Raw genomic sequence first — 16866 nt, forward strand, 5'->3', positions numbered from 1 at the left:
GGGAGTCTCGTATCCGAGACAGCAGGACGCCAGCGGGTCTGTCCGGGACGACGGCCGAGCGCTGCACTGTCACCCATGCCAGCAGCACGGGGACCGACGATGACCGCGCGGACGTGGGGCGCCGAGGGCGCGCTGCGGATGCTCGACAACAACCTCGACCCCGAGGTGGCCGAGCGGCCCGAGGACCTCGTGGTCTACGGCGGCACCGGCCGGGCCGCCCGCGACCACGCGAGCCTCGCCGCGATCCGCCGCTGCCTGGTCGACCTCGCGCCCGACGAGACCCTGCTCGTCCAGTCCGGGCGTCCCGTCGGCGTGTTCACCACGCACGAGTGGGCGCCGCGGGTGCTGCTGGCGAACTCGAACCTCGTCGGCGACTGGGCCACCTGGCCGGAGTTCCGCCGCCTCGAGCACCTCGGCCTGACGATGTACGGCCAGATGACCGCCGGGTCGTGGATCTACATCGGCAGCCAGGGGATCCTCCAGGGCACCTACGAGACGTTCGCCGCCGTCGCCCGCCCCCGCGGTGGCTCGCTCGCCGGGACCCTCACGCTGACCGCCGGGCTCGGCGGCATGGGCGGCGCGCAGCCGCTCGCGGTGACGATGAACGGCGGCGCCGCGCTCGTCGTCGAGGCCGACCCCGCCCGCGCGCACCGCCGGGTGGCCGGCGGCTACCTCGACGAGGTCGCCGCCGACCTCGACGCGGCGCTGCGCCGGGTGGAGGCGGCGCGCGCGGCGCGGGAGCCGCTCTCCGTGGGTGTCGTCGGCAACGCCGCCGAGCTGCTGCCCGCGATCCGCCGCCGCGGCGCGCCGGTCGACGTCGTCACCGACCAGACCTCGGCGCACGACCCGCTGTCCTACCTGCCGATCGGCGTCGACCTCGCCGACTGGGCCGAGTACGCCCGCGCCAAGCCCGACGAGTTCACCGACCGCGCCCGCGCCTCGATGGGCACGCACGTCGAGGCGATGCTGGGGTTCCTCGACGACGGCGCGGAGGTCTTCGACTACGGCAACTCGATCCGCGCCGAGGCCCGGCTCGCCGGCGTCGAGCGCGCGTTCGACATCCCCGGCTTCGTGCCCGCCTACATCCGCCCGCTGTTCTGCGAGGGCCGCGGGCCGTTCCGCTGGGCGGCGCTGTCCGGCGACCCCGCCGACATCGCCGCCACCGACCGCGCGGTGCTCGACCTCTTCGGCGACGACGAACCCCTCGCGCGCTGGATGCGCCTGGCGGGGGAGAAGGTGCGCCACCAGGGGCTGCCCGCGCGCATCTGCTGGCTCGGCTACGGCGAGCGGCACCGGGCGGGGGAGCGCTTCAACGACATGGTCGCCTCCGGCGAGCTCGCCGCACCCGTCGTCATCGGCCGCGACCACCTCGACGCCGGCAGCGTCGCCTCGCCCCACCGCGAGACCGAGGCGATGGCCGACGGCTCCGACGCGATCGCCGACTGGCCGCTGCTCAACGCCCTGCTCAACACCGCGTCCGGCGCGAGCTGGGTGTCGCTGCACCACGGCGGCGGGGTCGGCATCGGGCGCTCGATCCACGCCGGGCAGGTGTGCGTCGCCGACGGGTCGGCGCTCGCGCGGGAGAAGATCACCCGGGTGCTGACCAACGACCCCGGCACCGGCGTCGTCCGCCACGCCGACGCCGGCTACGCCCGCGCCCTCGAGGTCGCCGACGAGCGCGGCGTGCGGATCCCGCTGCGGGAGGGGTCGTGAGGCTCCTCGACGACATCGCCGACGTCGGCCGCGACGCGCGCCGGGGCGGCTGGTCGCGCCACCTCGGCGACGAGGCCGAGGCGACGCTGCGGGAGTGGTTCACCGAGCAGGCGGCGCGCCGCGGGCTGGTGGTGGAGATCGACGGCAACCGGAACGTCTGGGCGTGGTGGGGCCCGCCCGGCCCCGACGCCGTGGTCACGGGCAGCCACCTCGACTCGGTGCCCGGCGGCGGTGCCTACGACGGTCCGCTCGGGGTGGCCTCGGCGCTCGCCGCCGTCGACGAGCTGCGGCGCCGCGGTGTCGCGCCGCGCCGCCCCGTGGCCGTCGTCGTGTTCGCCGAGGAGGAGGGCGGGCGCTTCGGCGTCCCGTGCCTGGGCTCGCGCCTGCTCACCGGCTCGCTCGACCCCGACACGGCGCGCGGGCTCCGCGACCCCGACGGCGTCACGCTGGCCGAGGCGCTGGGCGCCGACGCGGCGCGGCTCGGTCCGGACCCCGAACGCCTCGCCCGGATCGGGTGCTTCGTCGAGCTGCACGTCGAGCAGGGCCGCGCCCTGGCGCCGCGCGGCGAGGCCCTGGCCGTGGGGTCGACGATCGTCGCCCACGGCCGCTGGCGGCTGTCGTTCCTCGGGCGCGCCGACCACGCCGGCACCACCCGCCTCGACGACCGCCGCGACCCCATGGTCCCGGCGGCCGCGACGGTGCTCGCCGCGCGCGCGGCCATGACGCACCACGGCGACGAGGCCCGCGCCACGGTGGGGCGCCTGCACGCCGTCCCCGGCGGCACCAACGTCGTCGCCTCCCGCGTGGACCTCTGGCTCGACGCGCGCGGGCCGCTGCCGCAGGCGCTCGTGGACGACGTCGCCGCCGCCGCACACGCCGCCGCGGCGGACGAGGGGTGCACGGTGGAGCTCCGCGCGGAGTCGGTGTCGGGCGCGGTCACCCTCGACGCCGGGCTCGCCGACACGCTCGCCACGATCACCGGGGCCGGGCGCCTGCCCACCGCCGCGGGCCACGACGCCGGCGTCCTCGCCGCGTACGTGCCGACCGGGATGCTGCACGTCCGCAACCCCACCGGCGTGAGCCACGCCCCCGACGAGCACGCCGAGGACGCGGACGTCGCGGCGGGCGTGCGGGCGCTGGCCGACGTGCTGGAGGCGCTGTGTCGGTGATCCTCTGGTGCGAGCGGGCCTGGCTGCCCGGCGGTCCGGCCGGGGCGGTGGCCCTGGAGCTGGTGAACGGGCGCATCGTCGACGTCACCCCCGACGCCCCGAGACGGGGCACCGTGCTGCCCGGGCTCACCGTCCCGGGCCTCGTCAACCGGCACTCGCACGCCTTCCACCGCGCGCTGCGCGGCCGCCCCGCACGGGCCGCGGACTCGTTCTGGAGCTGGCGCGAGGGCATGTACCGCGTCGCCGCGGCGCTCGACCCGGACCGCTACCGCCGCCTCGCCACCGCCGTGTACGCCGAGATGGCGCTCGCCGGCCACACCGCGGTCACCGAGTTCCACTACCTGCACCACGCCCCCGGCGGGCGCCCGTACGCCGACCCGGTCGCGATGGACCGCGCGCTGGTCGAGGCCGCTGCGGCCGCGGGGCTGCGGATCACGCTGCTCGACACCTGCTATCTCGCCGCCGGGTTCGACCGCCCGCCCGAGGGCGTCCAGCACCGCTTCGCCGACGCCGACGTGGACGCCTGGGCGGAGCGCGCGACGCTGGTCGCGAAGCTCGACGACGGCGCCAGCGATCGTTGTGGCAGCGTCCGCGTCGGTGCCGCCGTCCACTCGGTGCGGGCGGTGCCGCGCGAGGCGCTGGGGACGGTGGCGGCGTGGGCGGGTGAGCGGCCCCTGCACGTCCACCTCTCCGAGCAGCCCGCCGAGAACGCCGCCTGCCTCGCCGCCCACGGCCTGACCCCGACGGCGCTGCTCCACGACGCCGGCGCCCTCGGGCCCGCCACCACCGCGGTGCACGCCACCCACCTGACCGGCGACGACGTCGGCGTCCTCGCCCGCACCGGCACCGGGGCGTGCTTCTGCCCGACCACCGAGCGCGACCTGGGCGACGGCATCGGCCCGGCCGGGGCGCTGGCCGCCGCCGGGGTGGCGCTGAGCCTGGGCAGCGACAGCCACGCGGTGATCGACCCGTTCGAGGAGATGCGCGCCCTGGAGATGCACGAGCGCCTGGCGCACGGCGTGCGCGAGCGCTTCACGCCCGCCGAGCTGCTCGCCGCCGGGACGGACGGGGGCGCGATCTCCCCTGGAGCCCCGGCCGACCTCGTCACGCTCGACACCGCCTCCGTGCGCACCGCCGGCGCCCGACCGGACGGGGTCCCGCTCGCGGCGGCGGCGCCCGACGTCCGCGAGGTCCGGGTCGGCGGCCGCGTCGTCGTCCGCGACGGGGTCCACCAGCTCGTCGAGCGCCCCGCCGCGGACCTCGCTGCCGAGATCGCGGCGGTGCACGCATGAGCCTGGTGATCACCGGGATCGGCGAGCTCACCACCCACGCCGACGAGGAGCCGCGGGACGGGCCCTTCGCGGTCGTCGTCGAGGGCGACCGCGTCGCCTGGACCGGGCGGGCCCGGGACGCGCCGCCCGCCGACACCGCCGTCGACGTCGACGGCCGCGCGGTGCTGCCCGGCTGGGTCGACAGCCACACCCACCTCGTCTTCGCCGGCGACCGGGGCGAGGAGTTCGGGCAGCGCGTCGCCGGCCGGCCCTACAAGCCGGGCGGGATACAGACCACCGTCGACGCCACCCGCGCCGCCCCGGACGCCGACCTCGCCGCCCGGCTGCGCCGCCACGTCGACGAGGCCGCCCGGCAGGGCACCACCTGCCTGGAGACCAAGACCGGCTACGGGCTCACGGTCGCCGACGAGGTCCGCGCGGCCCGCATCGCCGCCGGGACCACCGGCGTCGACGAGGTCACCTTCCTCGGCGCCCACCTCACCCCGACCGGCACGACCACGCCGGACTACCTCGACCTCGTCTGCGGCCCGATGCTCGTCGCCGTCGCCGGGCACGTGCGGTGGATCGACGTGTTCTGCGAGGACGGCGCGTTCGACGCCGATGCCGCTGCCCGGGTGCTCGCCGCCGGCGCCGCGCGCGGGCTGGGCGGGCGCGTGCACGGCAACCAGCTGGGTCCCGGGCCCGGGGTCGCCGTCGCCGTGGCGGGCGGGGCCGCGTCGGTCGACCACGCCACGCACCTCACCGACGACGACGTCGAGGCCCTGGCCGCCTCGGACACGGTCGCGACCCTGCTGCCCGCCTGCGACCTCTCCACCGGCCAGCCCCCGCCGCCGGCCCGGCGCCTCGTCGACGCGGGCGCGACCGTGGCGCTGGCCAGCAACGCCAACCCCGGGAGCTGCTACACCACCTCCATGGCGCTCTGCGTGGCCCTCGCCGTCCTGCGGTCGGGGCTGTCGGTGCCCGAGGCGATCCGGGCCGCGACCCTCGGCGGCGCCCGCGCCCTGCGCCGCGACGACGTCGGCCACCTCCGGGTCGGGGCCCGCGCCGACCTGCACGTCCTCGACGCCCCGACCGTCGTGCACCTGGCCCAGCGCCCCGGCGTCCCGCTGACCGCGGCGGTGTGGCGCGCCGGGCGCCGCGTCCCGGCCCGCCGTCCCGTCCCCGAGGAGGTCCGCTCGTGAGCACCGACAGCCCGGTCCGCCCGGATCTCGCGGCGATCGAGGGCCGCCCGCCCCTGTGGCTCGGCGGGACGTCGCTGACCGCTCGGACCGTCGCCGCGATCGCGCGGACGCCCGGGCCGGTCGACCTGCACCTCGACCGCGCCGCGCTCGCCCGCGTGGAGCGCGCCGCCCGGCTGGGCGCGGACCTCAGCACCCGCCGGGCCGTCTACGGGCGCACCACAGGGGTCGGCGCCAACCGCGACGAGACCGCGGTCGCCGAGGACGCGGGCCACGGCCTGCGCCTGCTGCGCAGCCACTCCGGGGGCGCCGGCGACCGGCTCGACGCCGACCTCGTGCGCGCGGCGCTCGTCATCCGGCTCAACCAGCTCCTCGCCGGCCGGTCGGGGGTCTCGCCGGCGCTCGTGCGCGCGCTGGCCGGCGCGGTCGCCGCCGACGCCCTGCCCGTCGTGCACCGCCTCGGCGCGATCGGGACGGGCGACCTCGCGCCGCTCGCCCAGATCGCGCTGGCACTCGCGGGGGAGGGCGCGTGGGACACGGTCCCGCCGGACCACCGCTCCGTCCCCGTCGACGCCGGCGACGCGCTGGCGTTCGTCTCGAGCAACGCGGTGACGCTCGCCGAGGCCGCGCTCGCCGCGGGCACCCTCGACGTCGTCCTGGCCGCGAGCCACGCGGTCGCGGCGCTGTCGTACCTCGCGCTCGACGGCAGCCCCGAGGCGTACGCCGACCCGGTGCACCGGGCCCGCCCGCACCCCGGCCAGATGCGCTGCGCCCAGCGGATGCGCCACCTGCTCGGCATGGAGCGCACCCCGCCCAAGGGCCGCCGCATCCAGGACCCGTTCGGCCTGCGCGCGTTCCCGCAGGTCAACGGGCCCGCGATCGACGCGCTGGACACGCTGCACCGCGTGCTCGACGTCGAGATCGACGCGGGCGCGGAGAACCCGATGATCGCCGTCGCCGAGGACGACGCCTACCACCACGCGCACTTCCACACCGCCTACGTGGCGGGCGCGCTCGACCACGTCCGTGCGTGCGTGCACGGGGTCGCCGAGCTGTCCGCGGCCCGCCTCGGCGACCTCGTCGAGCCCGAGCAGACGGGCCTGCGGGCGTTCCTCGCCGACGGCCCGCCCGGCAGCTCCGGGGTGATGATCCTCGAGTACATGAGCCACGACGCGCTCGCCGCCCTGCGCCAGGCCGCGCTGCCGGTGACGCTGGGGAGCGCGGTCGTCTCGCGCGGGCTCGAGGACCACGCGAGCTTCTCGACCCAGGCCGCGCGCGCCACCGCCGAGGTCGCGACCGCCTACACGCGGGTGCTGGCGTGCGAGCTGGTCGCGGCGGTCCGCGCCCTGCGCCTGCGCCGCCGTGAGGGGTGGCCGACGGCGGCGGACGGGCCCGTGCCGGTGGAGGAGGCCCTGGCGCGCGCCGAGGAGGTCCTCGACCCCCGCACCGAGGACCGCCCGCTCACCGACGACGTCGACATCGCGGTCGACCTCGTGCGCGACCCCACCTGGGCGCAGGTCTGATCCGGGGCTGTCCGAGCGCCGTCCTCCCGCCCTGGGAGTATCGACTGGGCTGTTCGGCGGTACCGCTCACCGGTTCGGTACTGGTGGGTGCAGCGCATCGCTCTCCGTGTCGGCATCATGTCCTCGCCGAACGGACAGCGATCGCGCGGAGGTGACAGCGCTGACGGCCTCGCGCGACGTCGGCGGGCTCGAGCACCCCGCCTTCTTCTACGCCGACGACGACTCCTACGTCGCCGGCACCGTCCCGTTCCTGCGCGAGGGACTGGACGCCGGCGAGCCGGTGATGATGGCGGCGCCGCCGTCCCGGCTCGACCTCGTGGCCGACGCCCTGGGTCCGGCGGCGTTCGACGTGGCGATGCACGACATGACCGTCGCGGGCCGCAACCCGGGACGGATCATCGCCGGGGTGTTGCGCGCGTTCATCGACGAGCACGCCGGCGCCGGGCGCGTGCGCGTCATCGGCGAGCCGATCTGGGCGGGGCGCAGCCCGGCCGAGTACGCCGCGGCGGTGCAGCACGAGGCCCTCATCAACACCGCGCTCGGCGACCGCCCGGCCACGGTGCTCTGCCCGTACGACACGACCGCGCTCGCGCCGGCCGCCCTCGCCGACGCCGAGCGGACCCACCCCGTGCTCCTCGAGCACGGGGTGAGCACGGCGAGCACGCGCTACGCCGACCCCGCGGAGTTCGCCCAGTGGATGAGCGGGCCGCTGGCCGAGGACGACGGCGAGCTCGGCGAGACGCTGGTGTTCGACGCGCCCACCGGCCCGCGCACCGTCCGCCTCGCGGTCGCCGAGCACGCCCGGCGCGCCGGCCTCGCGCCGGACCGGACCGCCGACCTGTGCCTGGCCGCCTACGAGATCGCCGTCAACACCGTCGTGCACACGGGCCGCCCCGGGCTGCTGACGCTGTGGACGCGCAAGGCCGACGCGCGCGAGCCGGCCGCGGTGGTGTGCGAGGTGCAGGACAGCGGCTGGATCGCCGACCCTCTCGTCGGGCGCCACGCCGGGGGGCCCGCCGACGGGCGGGGGTACGGACTGCGCCTGGTGCACCAGCTCTGCGACCTCGTCCAGGTGCACAGCGACCCGGCCGCCGGCACGACGGTGCGGATGACCATGAACCTGCCCGGCGGGGAGTGGGCGGCTCCCCGGGGTGGGTAAGTTGCCGCCGTGTTCACCGAGCAGGACGAACGACTGCGCGACTTCCTGGCCACCGGACGGCGGTTCGCCGCCGCCTCGAGCGTCGAGGAGACGCTGCAGCTCATCCTGACCTCGGCCGTCGACACCTCACCGGCCACCGACCTCGCCGGCGTCCTCCTGCTCGAGGGGCGCGGGAAGATCACCTCGCCGGCCACGACGGACGAGGTCGTCAACCAGCTCGACCAGGTGCAGGCCTCGTACAACGAGGGCCCGTGCGTCGAGTCGATCTACGACCAGGAGATCGTCCTCGTCGAGGACTTCGCGGAGGACCTCGAGCGCTGGCCCCACTTCGCCCGGGCCGCCCTCGACCACGACGTGCACAGCTCGCTGTCGTTCCAGCTCTACAGCGAGGGCAACCGGGCCGGCTCGCTCAACCTCTTCAGCCACCGCAAGCACGCGTTCGGCGAGGACGACCGCGTCATGGGCGCCCTCTTCGCCAACCAGGCCGGCCTCGCGCTGCGCGGGGCCCAGCGCGTCGCCCAGCTCGACCACGCCGTCGCCTCGCGCGGGGTGATCGGCACCGCCAAGGGCATCCTCATGGAGCGCTTCGGCATCGGCGACGACGAGGCGTTCCAGCGCCTGGTGCGCAGCTCGCAGGACACGAACATCAAGCTGGTGGACGTGGCCCGGTGGCTGGTGGACGAGACGAGCCCGAAGAGCGCGGACTGACGCGCCTCGGGACAGCGCCTCAGGACACCGCCTCGGGCGCCACCGCCTCGGCGGTGAGCGTCCCCGCGCGGTCCCGCTCGCGCAGCACCGTCTTCTGCACCTTGCCGGTGGCGTTGCGGGGGAGCTGGTCCACCACCGCGATGCGGCGCGGGCGTTTGTAGCGGGCGAGGTGCTCGCGGCAGTGGTCGTCGATCGCCTCGGCGGTGGGCGGGTCGGCCGGGTCGCGCGGCACGATCACGGCGAGCGGGGTCTCGCCCCACCGCTCGTCGGCGACGCCGATGAGAGCGACGTCGGCGACCTGTGGGTGGCCGGCCAGGACGTTCTCGACCTCGGCGCAGTAGATGTTCTCGCCGCCCGAGATGATCATGTCCTTCTTGCGGTCGACCACGTAGTAGTAGCCGTCCGGGTCCTGGCGGACGAGGTCGCCCGAGTGGAACCAGCCGCCGCGGAACGCCTCGGCGGTCTCGTCGGGCTTGTTCCAGTAGCCCGACATCACCAGCGGCCCGCGGTAGACGATCTCGCCGACCTCGCCCGGTGCGACGTCGCGCATGTCGTCGTCCACCACCCGGACCTCGACGTTGATCATCGGCGTCCCGACCGAGCCGATCTTGCGGACCGCGTCCTCGCCGCGCAGGGTCGTGGTCACCGGACTGCACTCGGTCTGGCCGAACGAGGTGACGATCTCGGCGTCGGGGAACGTGTCGATCATCGTGCGGAGCAGCGCGTCCGAGGCGGGCGCCGCCCCCCACGAGCACTTCCGCAGGGCCGAGAGGTCGCGGTCCCGCGCGCCCACGCGGTCGCAGATCGCCGCCCACTGCGCGGGGACGAAGAAGCACGCGGTGACCCGCTCGCGCTCCAGGGTCGCGAGCATGCCGTCGGGGTCGAAGCCGGTCGACGGCGGGACGACGGTGACGCCGCCCGCGAACAGCGAGGGCAGGAAGCCCGCGACGCCGGCGATGTGGACGAGCGGGGTGCCCGAGAGCCAGACGCCCGGCCCGCCGGGTCCGCCGAGGTGCATGGTCGTCGAGAAGGCGTGCAGGAACAGGTTGCGATGGGTCAGCATCGCGCCCTTCGGCGCCCCGGTGGTGCCGGAGGTGTACATGATGAACGCGGTGGCGTCGTCGCCGACGGCGAGCTCGCGGTAGGCGGGGTCGGCGGCGGCCAGGACGTCCTCGAGGTCGCCGCCGATCGTGATCGTGCGCCGGACCCCGGGCGCGTCGGGCAGGGCGTCGCGCAGCAGGGCCTCCGTGGCGGCGTCGGCCACCGCGACCACCGCGCCCGAGTCGACCAGGGCGTAGGCGACCTCCTTCGCGACCAGCCGGAAGTTGACCGGCACGCAGATCGCGCCCGCGCGCAGCACCGCGAGGTAGGTCTCGAGCAGGTCCGCGGAGTTGAGGCCTAGCACCGCGACCCGGTCGCCCGGCTCGACGCCCTCGGCGGTCAGCGCGTTCGCCAGCCGCGTGATGCGGTCGTCGGAGCGTGCGTAGGTCCGACGCACACCGCTGCCGGCGTCGACGAGGAACTCCGCCTCCGGCGTCACCCGCGCCCAGCGCGCCGCGATGTCGCTGAGCGTCATGCCCCGGCCGGTGATCGACGCCGTCGTCATGGGTCACTCGTAGGTCCCGGCGAGCGACCGCGTCAAGGGTCGCCGGCGAGAGGGACGTTCGGCAGGCGACCGCAGCTGTCGATCATGCGGAAGGTGCTGGTCGGCGCGGGGCCGGTCCCCGGCGTCGGGGTGGCGGGAGATCAGGGGCGCTCGGTGCACCCCGGGCGCCCGGCGCGGGGCGATGAGGTGCCCGTGATCTCCGGGACGGCGTCCGGAACAGCGCCACGGCGCCCGCCCCGTTCCGGCGAGGGGTGCCCCTCGCCCGTCCATCCGAGCGAAGGTGCCCCCGCTCGGAACACGGCGGGCGCGAGCGCGCGCGACCCCTGGCCGCGGCACGCCCCGCAGCGGTAGGAACACCTCGTGAGCCGGATCAACGACGTGGGCGGGATGGTCGGCTTCCCGCCGATCGTCGAGGAGCCCGACGAACCGCGGTTCCACGCCGACTGGGAGGCGCACGTCGTCGCGCTCAACGGGGCCCTGCTGCGCCGGGGCGTCTACAACCTCGACGAGTTCCGCGACGCCATCGAGCGCATCCCGCCGGGGGAGTACCTGGCCGCGTCGTACTACGAGAAGTGGTTCCGCGCGATCACCACGCTGCTCGCGGAGAAGGGCGTCGCCACCCCCGAGGAGCTCTCCGGTGACTGACCGTTACGCCCCCGGTGACCGGGTCCGCACCCGCGTCGCCGACCCGACCCACCACACCCGCCTGCCCCGCTACGCCCGGGGCGCGCGCGGCGAGATCGTCTCGACGGCCGGGCACCACCCGCTCGCCGACGACCGCGCCCGCGGCCTCGACTCCGACCCGCGCGCCGTCTACCACGTGCGGTTCGCCGCCCGTGACCTCTTCGGGGCCGGCGACCACGCGGTGGTCGTCGAGCTGTGGGAGGACTACCTCGAACCCGACGGGAGCACACCGTGAGCGACGACCACGCGAGTTCCCCGGTCGCGGCCCGCGTCCGGCACGTCGAGGCGCTGCTCGAGCGGCGCGGGGCTGCTCGAGCCCGACGAGATCGACGAGCGCATCGACGCCCTGACCGCGGGCGGGACGCCGGCGCACGGGGCCGCGGTGGTGGCGCGGGCGTGGGTCGACCCGGCGTTCCGGGAGCGCCTCCTCGCCGACGGCAACGCGGCGATCGCCGAGCTCGGGTACTCGATGGGCGGGGCGCTGCAGGAGCAGAAGCTGACGGTGGTCGCGAACGACGCCGACGAGCACCACGTCGTCGTCTGCACGCTCTGCTCCTGCTACCCGATCGCGCTGCTCGGTCCGTCGCCTGGCTGGTACAAGAGCGAGGCGTACCGGTCGCGGGTGGTGCGCGAGCCCCGTGCGGTGCTGCAGGAGTTCGGCCTCGAGCTGCCCGCCTCGACGCGCATCACGGTGTGGGACGCGAGCGCCGAGTCGCGCTACCTGGTGCTGCCGCGCCGTCCCGCCGGCACGGGGGACCGGTCCGAGGAGCAGCTCGCCGGGCTGGTGACCCGCAAGGGCCTGATCGGCACGGCCGCGGTCTGACGGATCGGGGGCGGTGACCCCTCTGTTACCGTGGCCCGCGCGTTGCTGTCTTCTTTTCCTCGCTGTGCTCGAGCCTCGTGGATCAGTCGATGTTCGCTCGCACAGATGCACCAACGGAAAGAGGATTCATGGCCGACGGCACCGTCAAGTGGTTCAACTCCGAGAAGGGGTTCGGCTTCATCGCCCCCGACGACGGCGGGAAGGACATCTTCGTCCACTACTCCGCCATCCAGGGCGGCGGCTTCCGCTCCCTCGAGGAGAACCAGCGGGTCACCTTCGAGTGGAGCCAGGGCCAGAAGGGCCCCCAGGCGGACTCGGTCCAGGCTCTCTGAGACACCTCCGGCGGTGGTCCCGCGGCACCTCGCCGCGGGACCGCCGCCCCGGGGTCACGCGTCGAGCGTGATCCGCGACGTCGCCACCGCGAGCAGCGCGAACAGCGTCGCAGCGACGACACCGACCAGGTGCACGCTGCCGGTGAACGCCTCGTGCGCGGCGGCCAGCAGCTCGCCGGCCTGCGGCGCGGGCAGCGCCCGAGCGGCGGCCGCGGCCCCGCTGACCGTCTCCCGCGCGGCACCGTCGACACCGCGCATCGCCCCGCGGTACGACGCCGCGGCGAGCGTGCCGAGCAGGGCGAGCCCGAGCGCGCCGCCGAGGTAGTTGCCGGTCTCCGCCAGCGACGCCGCCGCGCCCGCCCGCGAGGGCGGGACCGCGCCCACGATCGCCCCGATCCCCCGCGTGAACAGCGGGCCGGTGCCGAGCGCGAGCACCGTGACCGCGCCGACGGCGATCGGCGCGCCGCCCCCCGGGGGGCGTGAGCACGAGCAGCAGGGCGCCGAGCGCGGAGAGCGCCAGCCCGCCCGCGATCGCGACGTGCGGGCGCGCCCGCCGCACGATCACCGGCGTGAGCAGCGTCCCGGCCGCGACGCCGAGCCCATCGGCGCGAACCACAGCGCCGACGCGACGGGGGAGTACCCGAGCACGGCCTGCAGGTACTGGGTGACGAGCATGCCGGTGCCGGCCATCGCGACGCCGGCGCCGACGAGTGCCGCGAGCAGCACGGTCACCCGGTGCCGCCGGACCAGGGCGAGGTCGAGCAGCGGGCGCTCGAGGTGCAGCTGCCGGCGCACGAACACCACGCCGCCGGCGACGCCCGCGACGATCGCCGGCACGGCGACGGCCGGCGGCGCCGTGCCCGTCGCCGCCACCTTGATCCCCCACACGACCGGCAGCACGGCGAGCAGGGACAGCACGACGCTCGCGAGGTCGAGCCGTCCCGAGCCGTCGCCGGTGCCCGCCGGCAGCACGAACGGGCCGGCCGCGAGCAGTGCGAGCATCACGGGCACGGCCAGCAGGAACACGCTGCCCCACCAGAAGTGCCCGAGCAGCACCCCGCCCAACACAGGCCCGAGCGCGGCGCCCGCGAACTGGCACGTCGCCCAGATCGCGATCGCGACGCCGCGCTGCCGCTCGTCGCCGAACAGGGCGGTGATCAGCGCGAGCGTCGCCGGCCGCCAGCCCCCACCACGGCGAGCGCCGGGCCGTCAGGGAGGTCGTCAGGGGGATCGTCATGGCCACGAGTCGGGGCACGATGCGGGGACCTCGACACCGATCCGATGTGACCACGCTCACAGCACAAGGATGTCGAGGGGCCCGTCGCCTGCTCCGACCTGCTCCCGACCGTCACATCGAGGAGGAGCCATGAAGTACCTGCTGATCATCCAGATGAACCCCGAGGTCTGGGAGTCGCTCTCGGAGGCCGAGCGGAACGACATCGCCGGCGGCCAGGAGGGGTTCATGGAGACGATCACGAAAACGGGCGAGATGGTCGGCACCCACGCCCTGGCCGACCCCTCGCAGAGCGCCGTGGTCCGCGGCCGGCCGGGCGCGGTCACCGTCACCGACGGCCCGTTCCTGGAGGCCAAGGAGTACATGGGCGGCTTCTACGTCGTCGACTGCGAGAGCGCGGAGCGCGCCCACGAGCTCGCCGCGATGATCCCGGGCACCGACCACCTGCCGGTCGAGGTCCGGCCGGTGATCTTCACGGCCGGCTACGGCCTGGGGGAACCGGACAGCCCGTGACCGCCGACGGTGGCGTCGACCGCGCCGTCGAGGACCTGCTGCGCACCGGTGCGCCGCAGGTCCTCGGCGCGCTGGTCCGCCGGCACGGCCAGTTCGCGCTCTGCGAGGACGCGGTCCAGGAGGCGCTGCTCGCCGCCGCGACGGCCTGGCCGCGCGACGGGATCCCGGACGAGCCGGTCGGCTGGCTGGTCACGGTGGCCGGACGCCGGCTCACCGACCTCCAGCGCACCGAGCAGGCGCGCCGCCGGCGGGAGGACGCGCTGGCGGTGCGGGAGCGGGTCGACGAGCCGGCGCCGCCGAGCAGCGACGGCGACCCGGCCGACGACACCCTCGAGCTGCTGCTGCTCTGCGCCCACCCCGCCCTCTCCGAGCCCAGCCGGATCGCGCTGACCCTGCGCGCGGTCGGCGGCCTGCGGACCAGCGAGATCGCCCGCGCGTTCCTCGTCCCCGAGACGACGATGGCCCAGCGCATCAGGCGGGCCAAGGCGACGATCGGCGAGGCCGGGCCGAGCGCCGTCGCGACCGACCGCCACGCGCGCCTGGCCAGCGCCCTGCACGTCCTCTACGTGGTCTTCGACGAGGGCTACACGGCCACCGCGGGGCCGTCGCTGACCCGGGTCGACCTCACCGCGGAGGCGATCCGGCTCGTGCGGCGGCTGCAGCGCCTGCTGCCCGACGACGCGGAGATCGCGGGGCTGCTCGCGCTGATGCTGCTCACCGACGCCCGGCGCGAGGCCCGGGTCGGGTCGGACGGGCGGCTGCTGACGACCGCCGAGCAGGACCGGGCGCGCTGGGACCACGGCGCGATCGCCGAGGCGACCGCGCTGCTCGAGCGCACCCTGGCCGCCGGCCCGCTCGGCCCCTACCAGCTGCAGGCCGCGATCGCCGCCGTCCACGCGGAGGCGCCGACGGACGCCGACACCGACTGGGCGCAGATCGTCGTGCTCTACGGCCTGCTCGAGCGCCGGACCGACAACCCCGTCGTCACCCTCAACCGCGCGGTCGCGGTCGGTATGGCGCAGGGGCCGCGGGCCGGGCTCGACGTCCTCGACACCGTCGCCGACGACCCCCGCCTGCGCCGCAGCCACCGACCCGACGCCGTGCGCGGCCACCTCCTCGAGCGCCTCGGCGACCACGCCGGCGCCCGCGAGCACTACCGGCGAGCCGCCCGCGCCGCCCTCAACCAGGCCGAGAAGCGCTACCTGGAGGAGCGCGCGTCACGAACGTCCCCTCCGCGCCCCGAACTCGATTAGCGTTGACAACGATGAGCGAGCAAACGGCGCTGCGGACCGGGGCGGGGGCCGTCGCGATCACCACCGCCACCGTGCTCCCGGTGTTCCTCCTGGGGGCGCTGTCGGTGCAGATCGGCGCCGACCTCGGGTTCGACCCGGCCGCGCTGGGCCTGGTCGTCTCGGCGTACTTCGGGGTGTCGGCGCTGGTGTCGCTGCCGGTCGGGAAGCTGGTCGAGAAGCTCGGCTCCCGGCTGACGAGCCGGATCGGCCTGGTCGGCGCCGCGGTCGCGATGCTGCTGACCGCCGTCCTCGGCCAGAGCTTCACCGCGGTCGTGGTGCTGGTGCTCGTCGGGGCGTGGACGAACGTCATGGGCCAGCTCGCCACCAACCTCACCCTCGCCCGCGCGATGCCGCCCGGGCGCCTCGGGCTGTCGTTCGGGGTCAAGCAGGCCTGCGTCCCGCTGGCGACCCTGCTCGCGGGCCTCGCCGTCCCGACCGTCGGGCTCACGATCGGCTGGCGCTGGGCCTACGTGATCGGCGCCGGGCTCGCCCTGGCCGCCCTGGTGGTGGCGCCGCGGGGCTCGGGACGCGGCGAGCGCTCCACCGACAGCACCGCCGAGCGGGCGACCGGCGCGCTGGCGGTGATCGGGGTCGCGGCCGGCCTCGGCGCCGCGAGCTCGACGGGCCTGAGCATCTTCCTCGTCGCCTCGGCCGTCGACGGCGGCGTCGCGCCGGGGCTCGCGGGCCTCGTGCTGACGCTGGGCAGTGTCGTCGCGGTCGTGATGCGCATGGTCCACGGCTGGCTCGCCGACCGGCGCCGCGGCGGTCACGTCGTGGTGGTCGCCGGCTGCCTGATCCTCGGGGCGGCGGGCGTCGTGCTGCTCGCGGTGCCGGGCTCGGTGGCGCTGGTCGTCGGGACGGTGCTGGGCTTCGGGCTCGGCTGGTCCTGGCCGGGCCTGCTGCAGTTCGCCGTCGTGCGCCTCAACCCGACCGCGCCCGCCGCGGCGACCGCGATCGTGCAGGTCGGCGTGTACGCCGGCGGGTGCCTCGGGCCGGTCGGCTTCGGCCTGATCGCCACCGGGATGTCGTTCGCGGCCGCCTGGGTGGTCGCCGCGGCCGCGATGCTCGTCGCCGGCGGCGGGGTGCTCGTCGGGCGCCGGATGCTGGTGCGCCACCGGGCGGCGTCGCAGGGCCGCGCGCGGGAAGGCGTGCCGGCCTCGGCCTGACGGTCGACCGGTCGGGTCCGCGCGGGACCCCGGCCGCATCGTCCGTGAGCGCCGCCCGATTGGTCCGGATGGCGCCGTTCGGGAACTCCACCGACCGGGCAGCCGTTGTGACCCCGATCGAGGAGGAGCCTCCATGGGATTCCGTCTGCTGCCCCGCATCCATCCGCGCCACCACCTGCGCCGCACGTTCCGGCTGGGCCCGCTGCGCCTGCACGCGGGCCCCGACGGCGTCAGCTGGGGACTCGGCGCCGGGCGCTGGTCGTGGAACGCGAAGAGCCGCCGCCACACGGTCGACACCCCCGGCCCGGGCTACTGGCAGAGCAAGGGCCGTCCCCGCCGGTGAGGACCCCTCAGGCATCCCATGGGCTCCAGGGTCAAGCTGCAGATGCCTGACGGTGGGCCCATGCGGTGGTCTCGTCGTAGGGAGTTCGGGTCTTGAGGCAGCCGTGCAGTATGCCCACGAGGCGGTTGCCG

Annotated in this window: 17 protein-coding genes and 1 pseudogene; 15 read left to right on the plus strand and 3 right to left on the minus strand. The window is 76.0% G+C overall.

The features are described from left to right. The first annotated feature begins 75 nt into the window (after positions 1-75). The 7 genes from hutU to ACFPK1_RS09320 all read left to right on the plus strand — a co-directional run bounded on the left by hutU (position 76) and on the right by ACFPK1_RS09320 (position 8742). Positions 76-1713 (plus strand): urocanate hydratase, encoded by a 1638-nt coding sequence (gene hutU, locus ACFPK1_RS09290; RefSeq protein ID WP_378020627.1) that lies wholly within the window; start codon positions 76-78, stop codon positions 1711-1713. Further along, positions 1710-2882 carry an allantoate amidohydrolase gene (locus ACFPK1_RS09295; RefSeq protein ID WP_378020628.1) on the plus strand — a complete coding sequence of 391 codons (1173 nt, stop codon included), beginning with the start codon at positions 1710-1712 and terminating at the stop codon, positions 2880-2882. Before hutU ends, ACFPK1_RS09295 begins: the two co-directional genes overlap by 4 nt. Further along, on the plus strand, positions 2879-4174 hold the full coding sequence (locus ACFPK1_RS09300) for a formimidoylglutamate deiminase (RefSeq protein WP_378020649.1): 1296 nt from the start codon (positions 2879-2881) through the stop codon (positions 4172-4174). Before ACFPK1_RS09295 ends, ACFPK1_RS09300 begins: the two co-directional genes overlap by 4 nt. Continuing rightward, complete coding sequence (gene hutI, locus ACFPK1_RS09305) at positions 4171-5355, plus strand: imidazolonepropionase (RefSeq protein WP_378020629.1); 1185 nt, start codon at positions 4171-4173, stop codon at positions 5353-5355. Before ACFPK1_RS09300 ends, hutI begins: the two co-directional genes overlap by 4 nt. Positions 5356-5408: 53 nt before the next feature. Beyond that, positions 5409-6875 carry an aromatic amino acid ammonia-lyase gene (locus ACFPK1_RS09310; protein ID WP_378020650.1) on the plus strand — a complete coding sequence of 489 codons (1467 nt, stop codon included), beginning with the start codon at positions 5409-5411 and terminating at the stop codon, positions 6873-6875. Between the two features lie 151 nt (positions 6876-7026). Beyond that, positions 7027-8034, plus strand: a complete 1008-nt coding sequence (locus ACFPK1_RS09315; RefSeq protein WP_378020630.1) for an anti-sigma factor RsbA family regulatory protein — start codon at positions 7027-7029, stop codon at positions 8032-8034. A 9-nt stretch (positions 8035-8043) separates the two neighbouring features. Beyond that, positions 8044-8742, plus strand: a complete 699-nt coding sequence (locus ACFPK1_RS09320) for a GAF and ANTAR domain-containing protein (protein ID WP_378020631.1) — start codon at positions 8044-8046, stop codon at positions 8740-8742. A gap of 19 nt (positions 8743-8761) precedes the next feature. Here the strand turns inward: ACFPK1_RS09320 and ACFPK1_RS09325 are convergent, their stop codons facing one another. Further along, entirely contained in the window at positions 8762-10348 is a 1587-nt protein-coding gene (locus tag ACFPK1_RS09325; protein ID WP_378020632.1) for a long-chain-fatty-acid--CoA ligase, read from the minus strand. Between the two features lie 360 nt (positions 10349-10708). Between ACFPK1_RS09325 and ACFPK1_RS09330 the strand changes: the two genes are divergently transcribed. The 4 genes from ACFPK1_RS09330 (at position 10709) to ACFPK1_RS09345 (ending at position 12187) form a co-directional block, all read left to right on the plus strand. Next, a complete protein-coding gene (locus ACFPK1_RS09330; protein ID WP_378020633.1) occupies positions 10709-10993 on the plus strand; it encodes a hypothetical protein in 285 nt (94 codons plus the stop codon). After that, positions 10986-11267 carry an SH3-like domain-containing protein gene (locus ACFPK1_RS09335; RefSeq protein WP_378020634.1) on the plus strand — a complete coding sequence of 94 codons (282 nt, stop codon included), beginning with the start codon at positions 10986-10988 and terminating at the stop codon, positions 11265-11267. Before ACFPK1_RS09330 ends, ACFPK1_RS09335 begins: the two co-directional genes overlap by 8 nt. 111 nt (positions 11268-11378) lie before the next feature. Continuing rightward, on the plus strand, positions 11379-11855 hold the full coding sequence (locus ACFPK1_RS09340) for a nitrile hydratase subunit alpha (protein ID WP_378020651.1): 477 nt from the start codon (positions 11379-11381) through the stop codon (positions 11853-11855). Between the two features lie 128 nt (positions 11856-11983). Further along, a complete protein-coding gene (locus ACFPK1_RS09345) occupies positions 11984-12187 on the plus strand; it encodes a cold-shock protein (protein ID WP_133828054.1) in 204 nt (67 codons plus the stop codon). Between the two features lie 54 nt (positions 12188-12241). Here ACFPK1_RS09345 and ACFPK1_RS09350 read toward each other — a convergent pair whose 3' ends face one another. Continuing rightward, positions 12242-12622: a hypothetical protein gene (locus ACFPK1_RS09350; protein ID WP_378020635.1), complete on the minus strand. Its 381-nt coding sequence runs from the start codon at positions 12620-12622 to the stop codon at positions 12242-12244. Positions 12623-12748: 126 nt separating this feature from the next. Continuing rightward, positions 12749-13354, minus strand: a pseudogene (locus tag ACFPK1_RS09355) (MFS transporter); the annotation flags it as partial. 199 nt (positions 13355-13553) lie between these two features. Between ACFPK1_RS09355 and ACFPK1_RS09360 the strand changes: the two are divergent. From ACFPK1_RS09360 to ACFPK1_RS09375, 4 genes are all read left to right on the plus strand, one after another. After that, positions 13554-13934, plus strand: coding sequence for a YciI family protein (locus tag ACFPK1_RS09360; RefSeq protein WP_378020636.1), 381 nt, complete (start codon positions 13554-13556; stop codon positions 13932-13934). Further along, entirely contained in the window at positions 13931-15187 is a 1257-nt protein-coding gene (locus ACFPK1_RS09365) for an RNA polymerase sigma factor (RefSeq protein ID WP_378020637.1), read from the plus strand. The genes ACFPK1_RS09360 and ACFPK1_RS09365 overlap by 4 nt, the downstream gene beginning before the upstream one ends. A gap of 11 nt (positions 15188-15198) precedes the next feature. Next, a complete protein-coding gene (locus ACFPK1_RS09370; protein ID WP_378020638.1) occupies positions 15199-16392 on the plus strand; it encodes an MFS transporter in 1194 nt (397 codons plus the stop codon). 133 nt (positions 16393-16525) lie between these two features. Continuing rightward, a complete protein-coding gene (locus tag ACFPK1_RS09375) occupies positions 16526-16735 on the plus strand; it encodes a DUF4236 domain-containing protein (RefSeq protein WP_378020639.1) in 210 nt (69 codons plus the stop codon). Positions 16736-16866: the final 131 nt, after the last annotated feature.

The sequence above is a fragment of the Actinomycetospora rhizophila genome, assembly GCF_042657905.1.
In the GTDB taxonomy this organism is placed as follows: domain Bacteria; phylum Actinomycetota; class Actinomycetes; order Mycobacteriales; family Pseudonocardiaceae; genus Actinomycetospora; species Actinomycetospora rhizophila.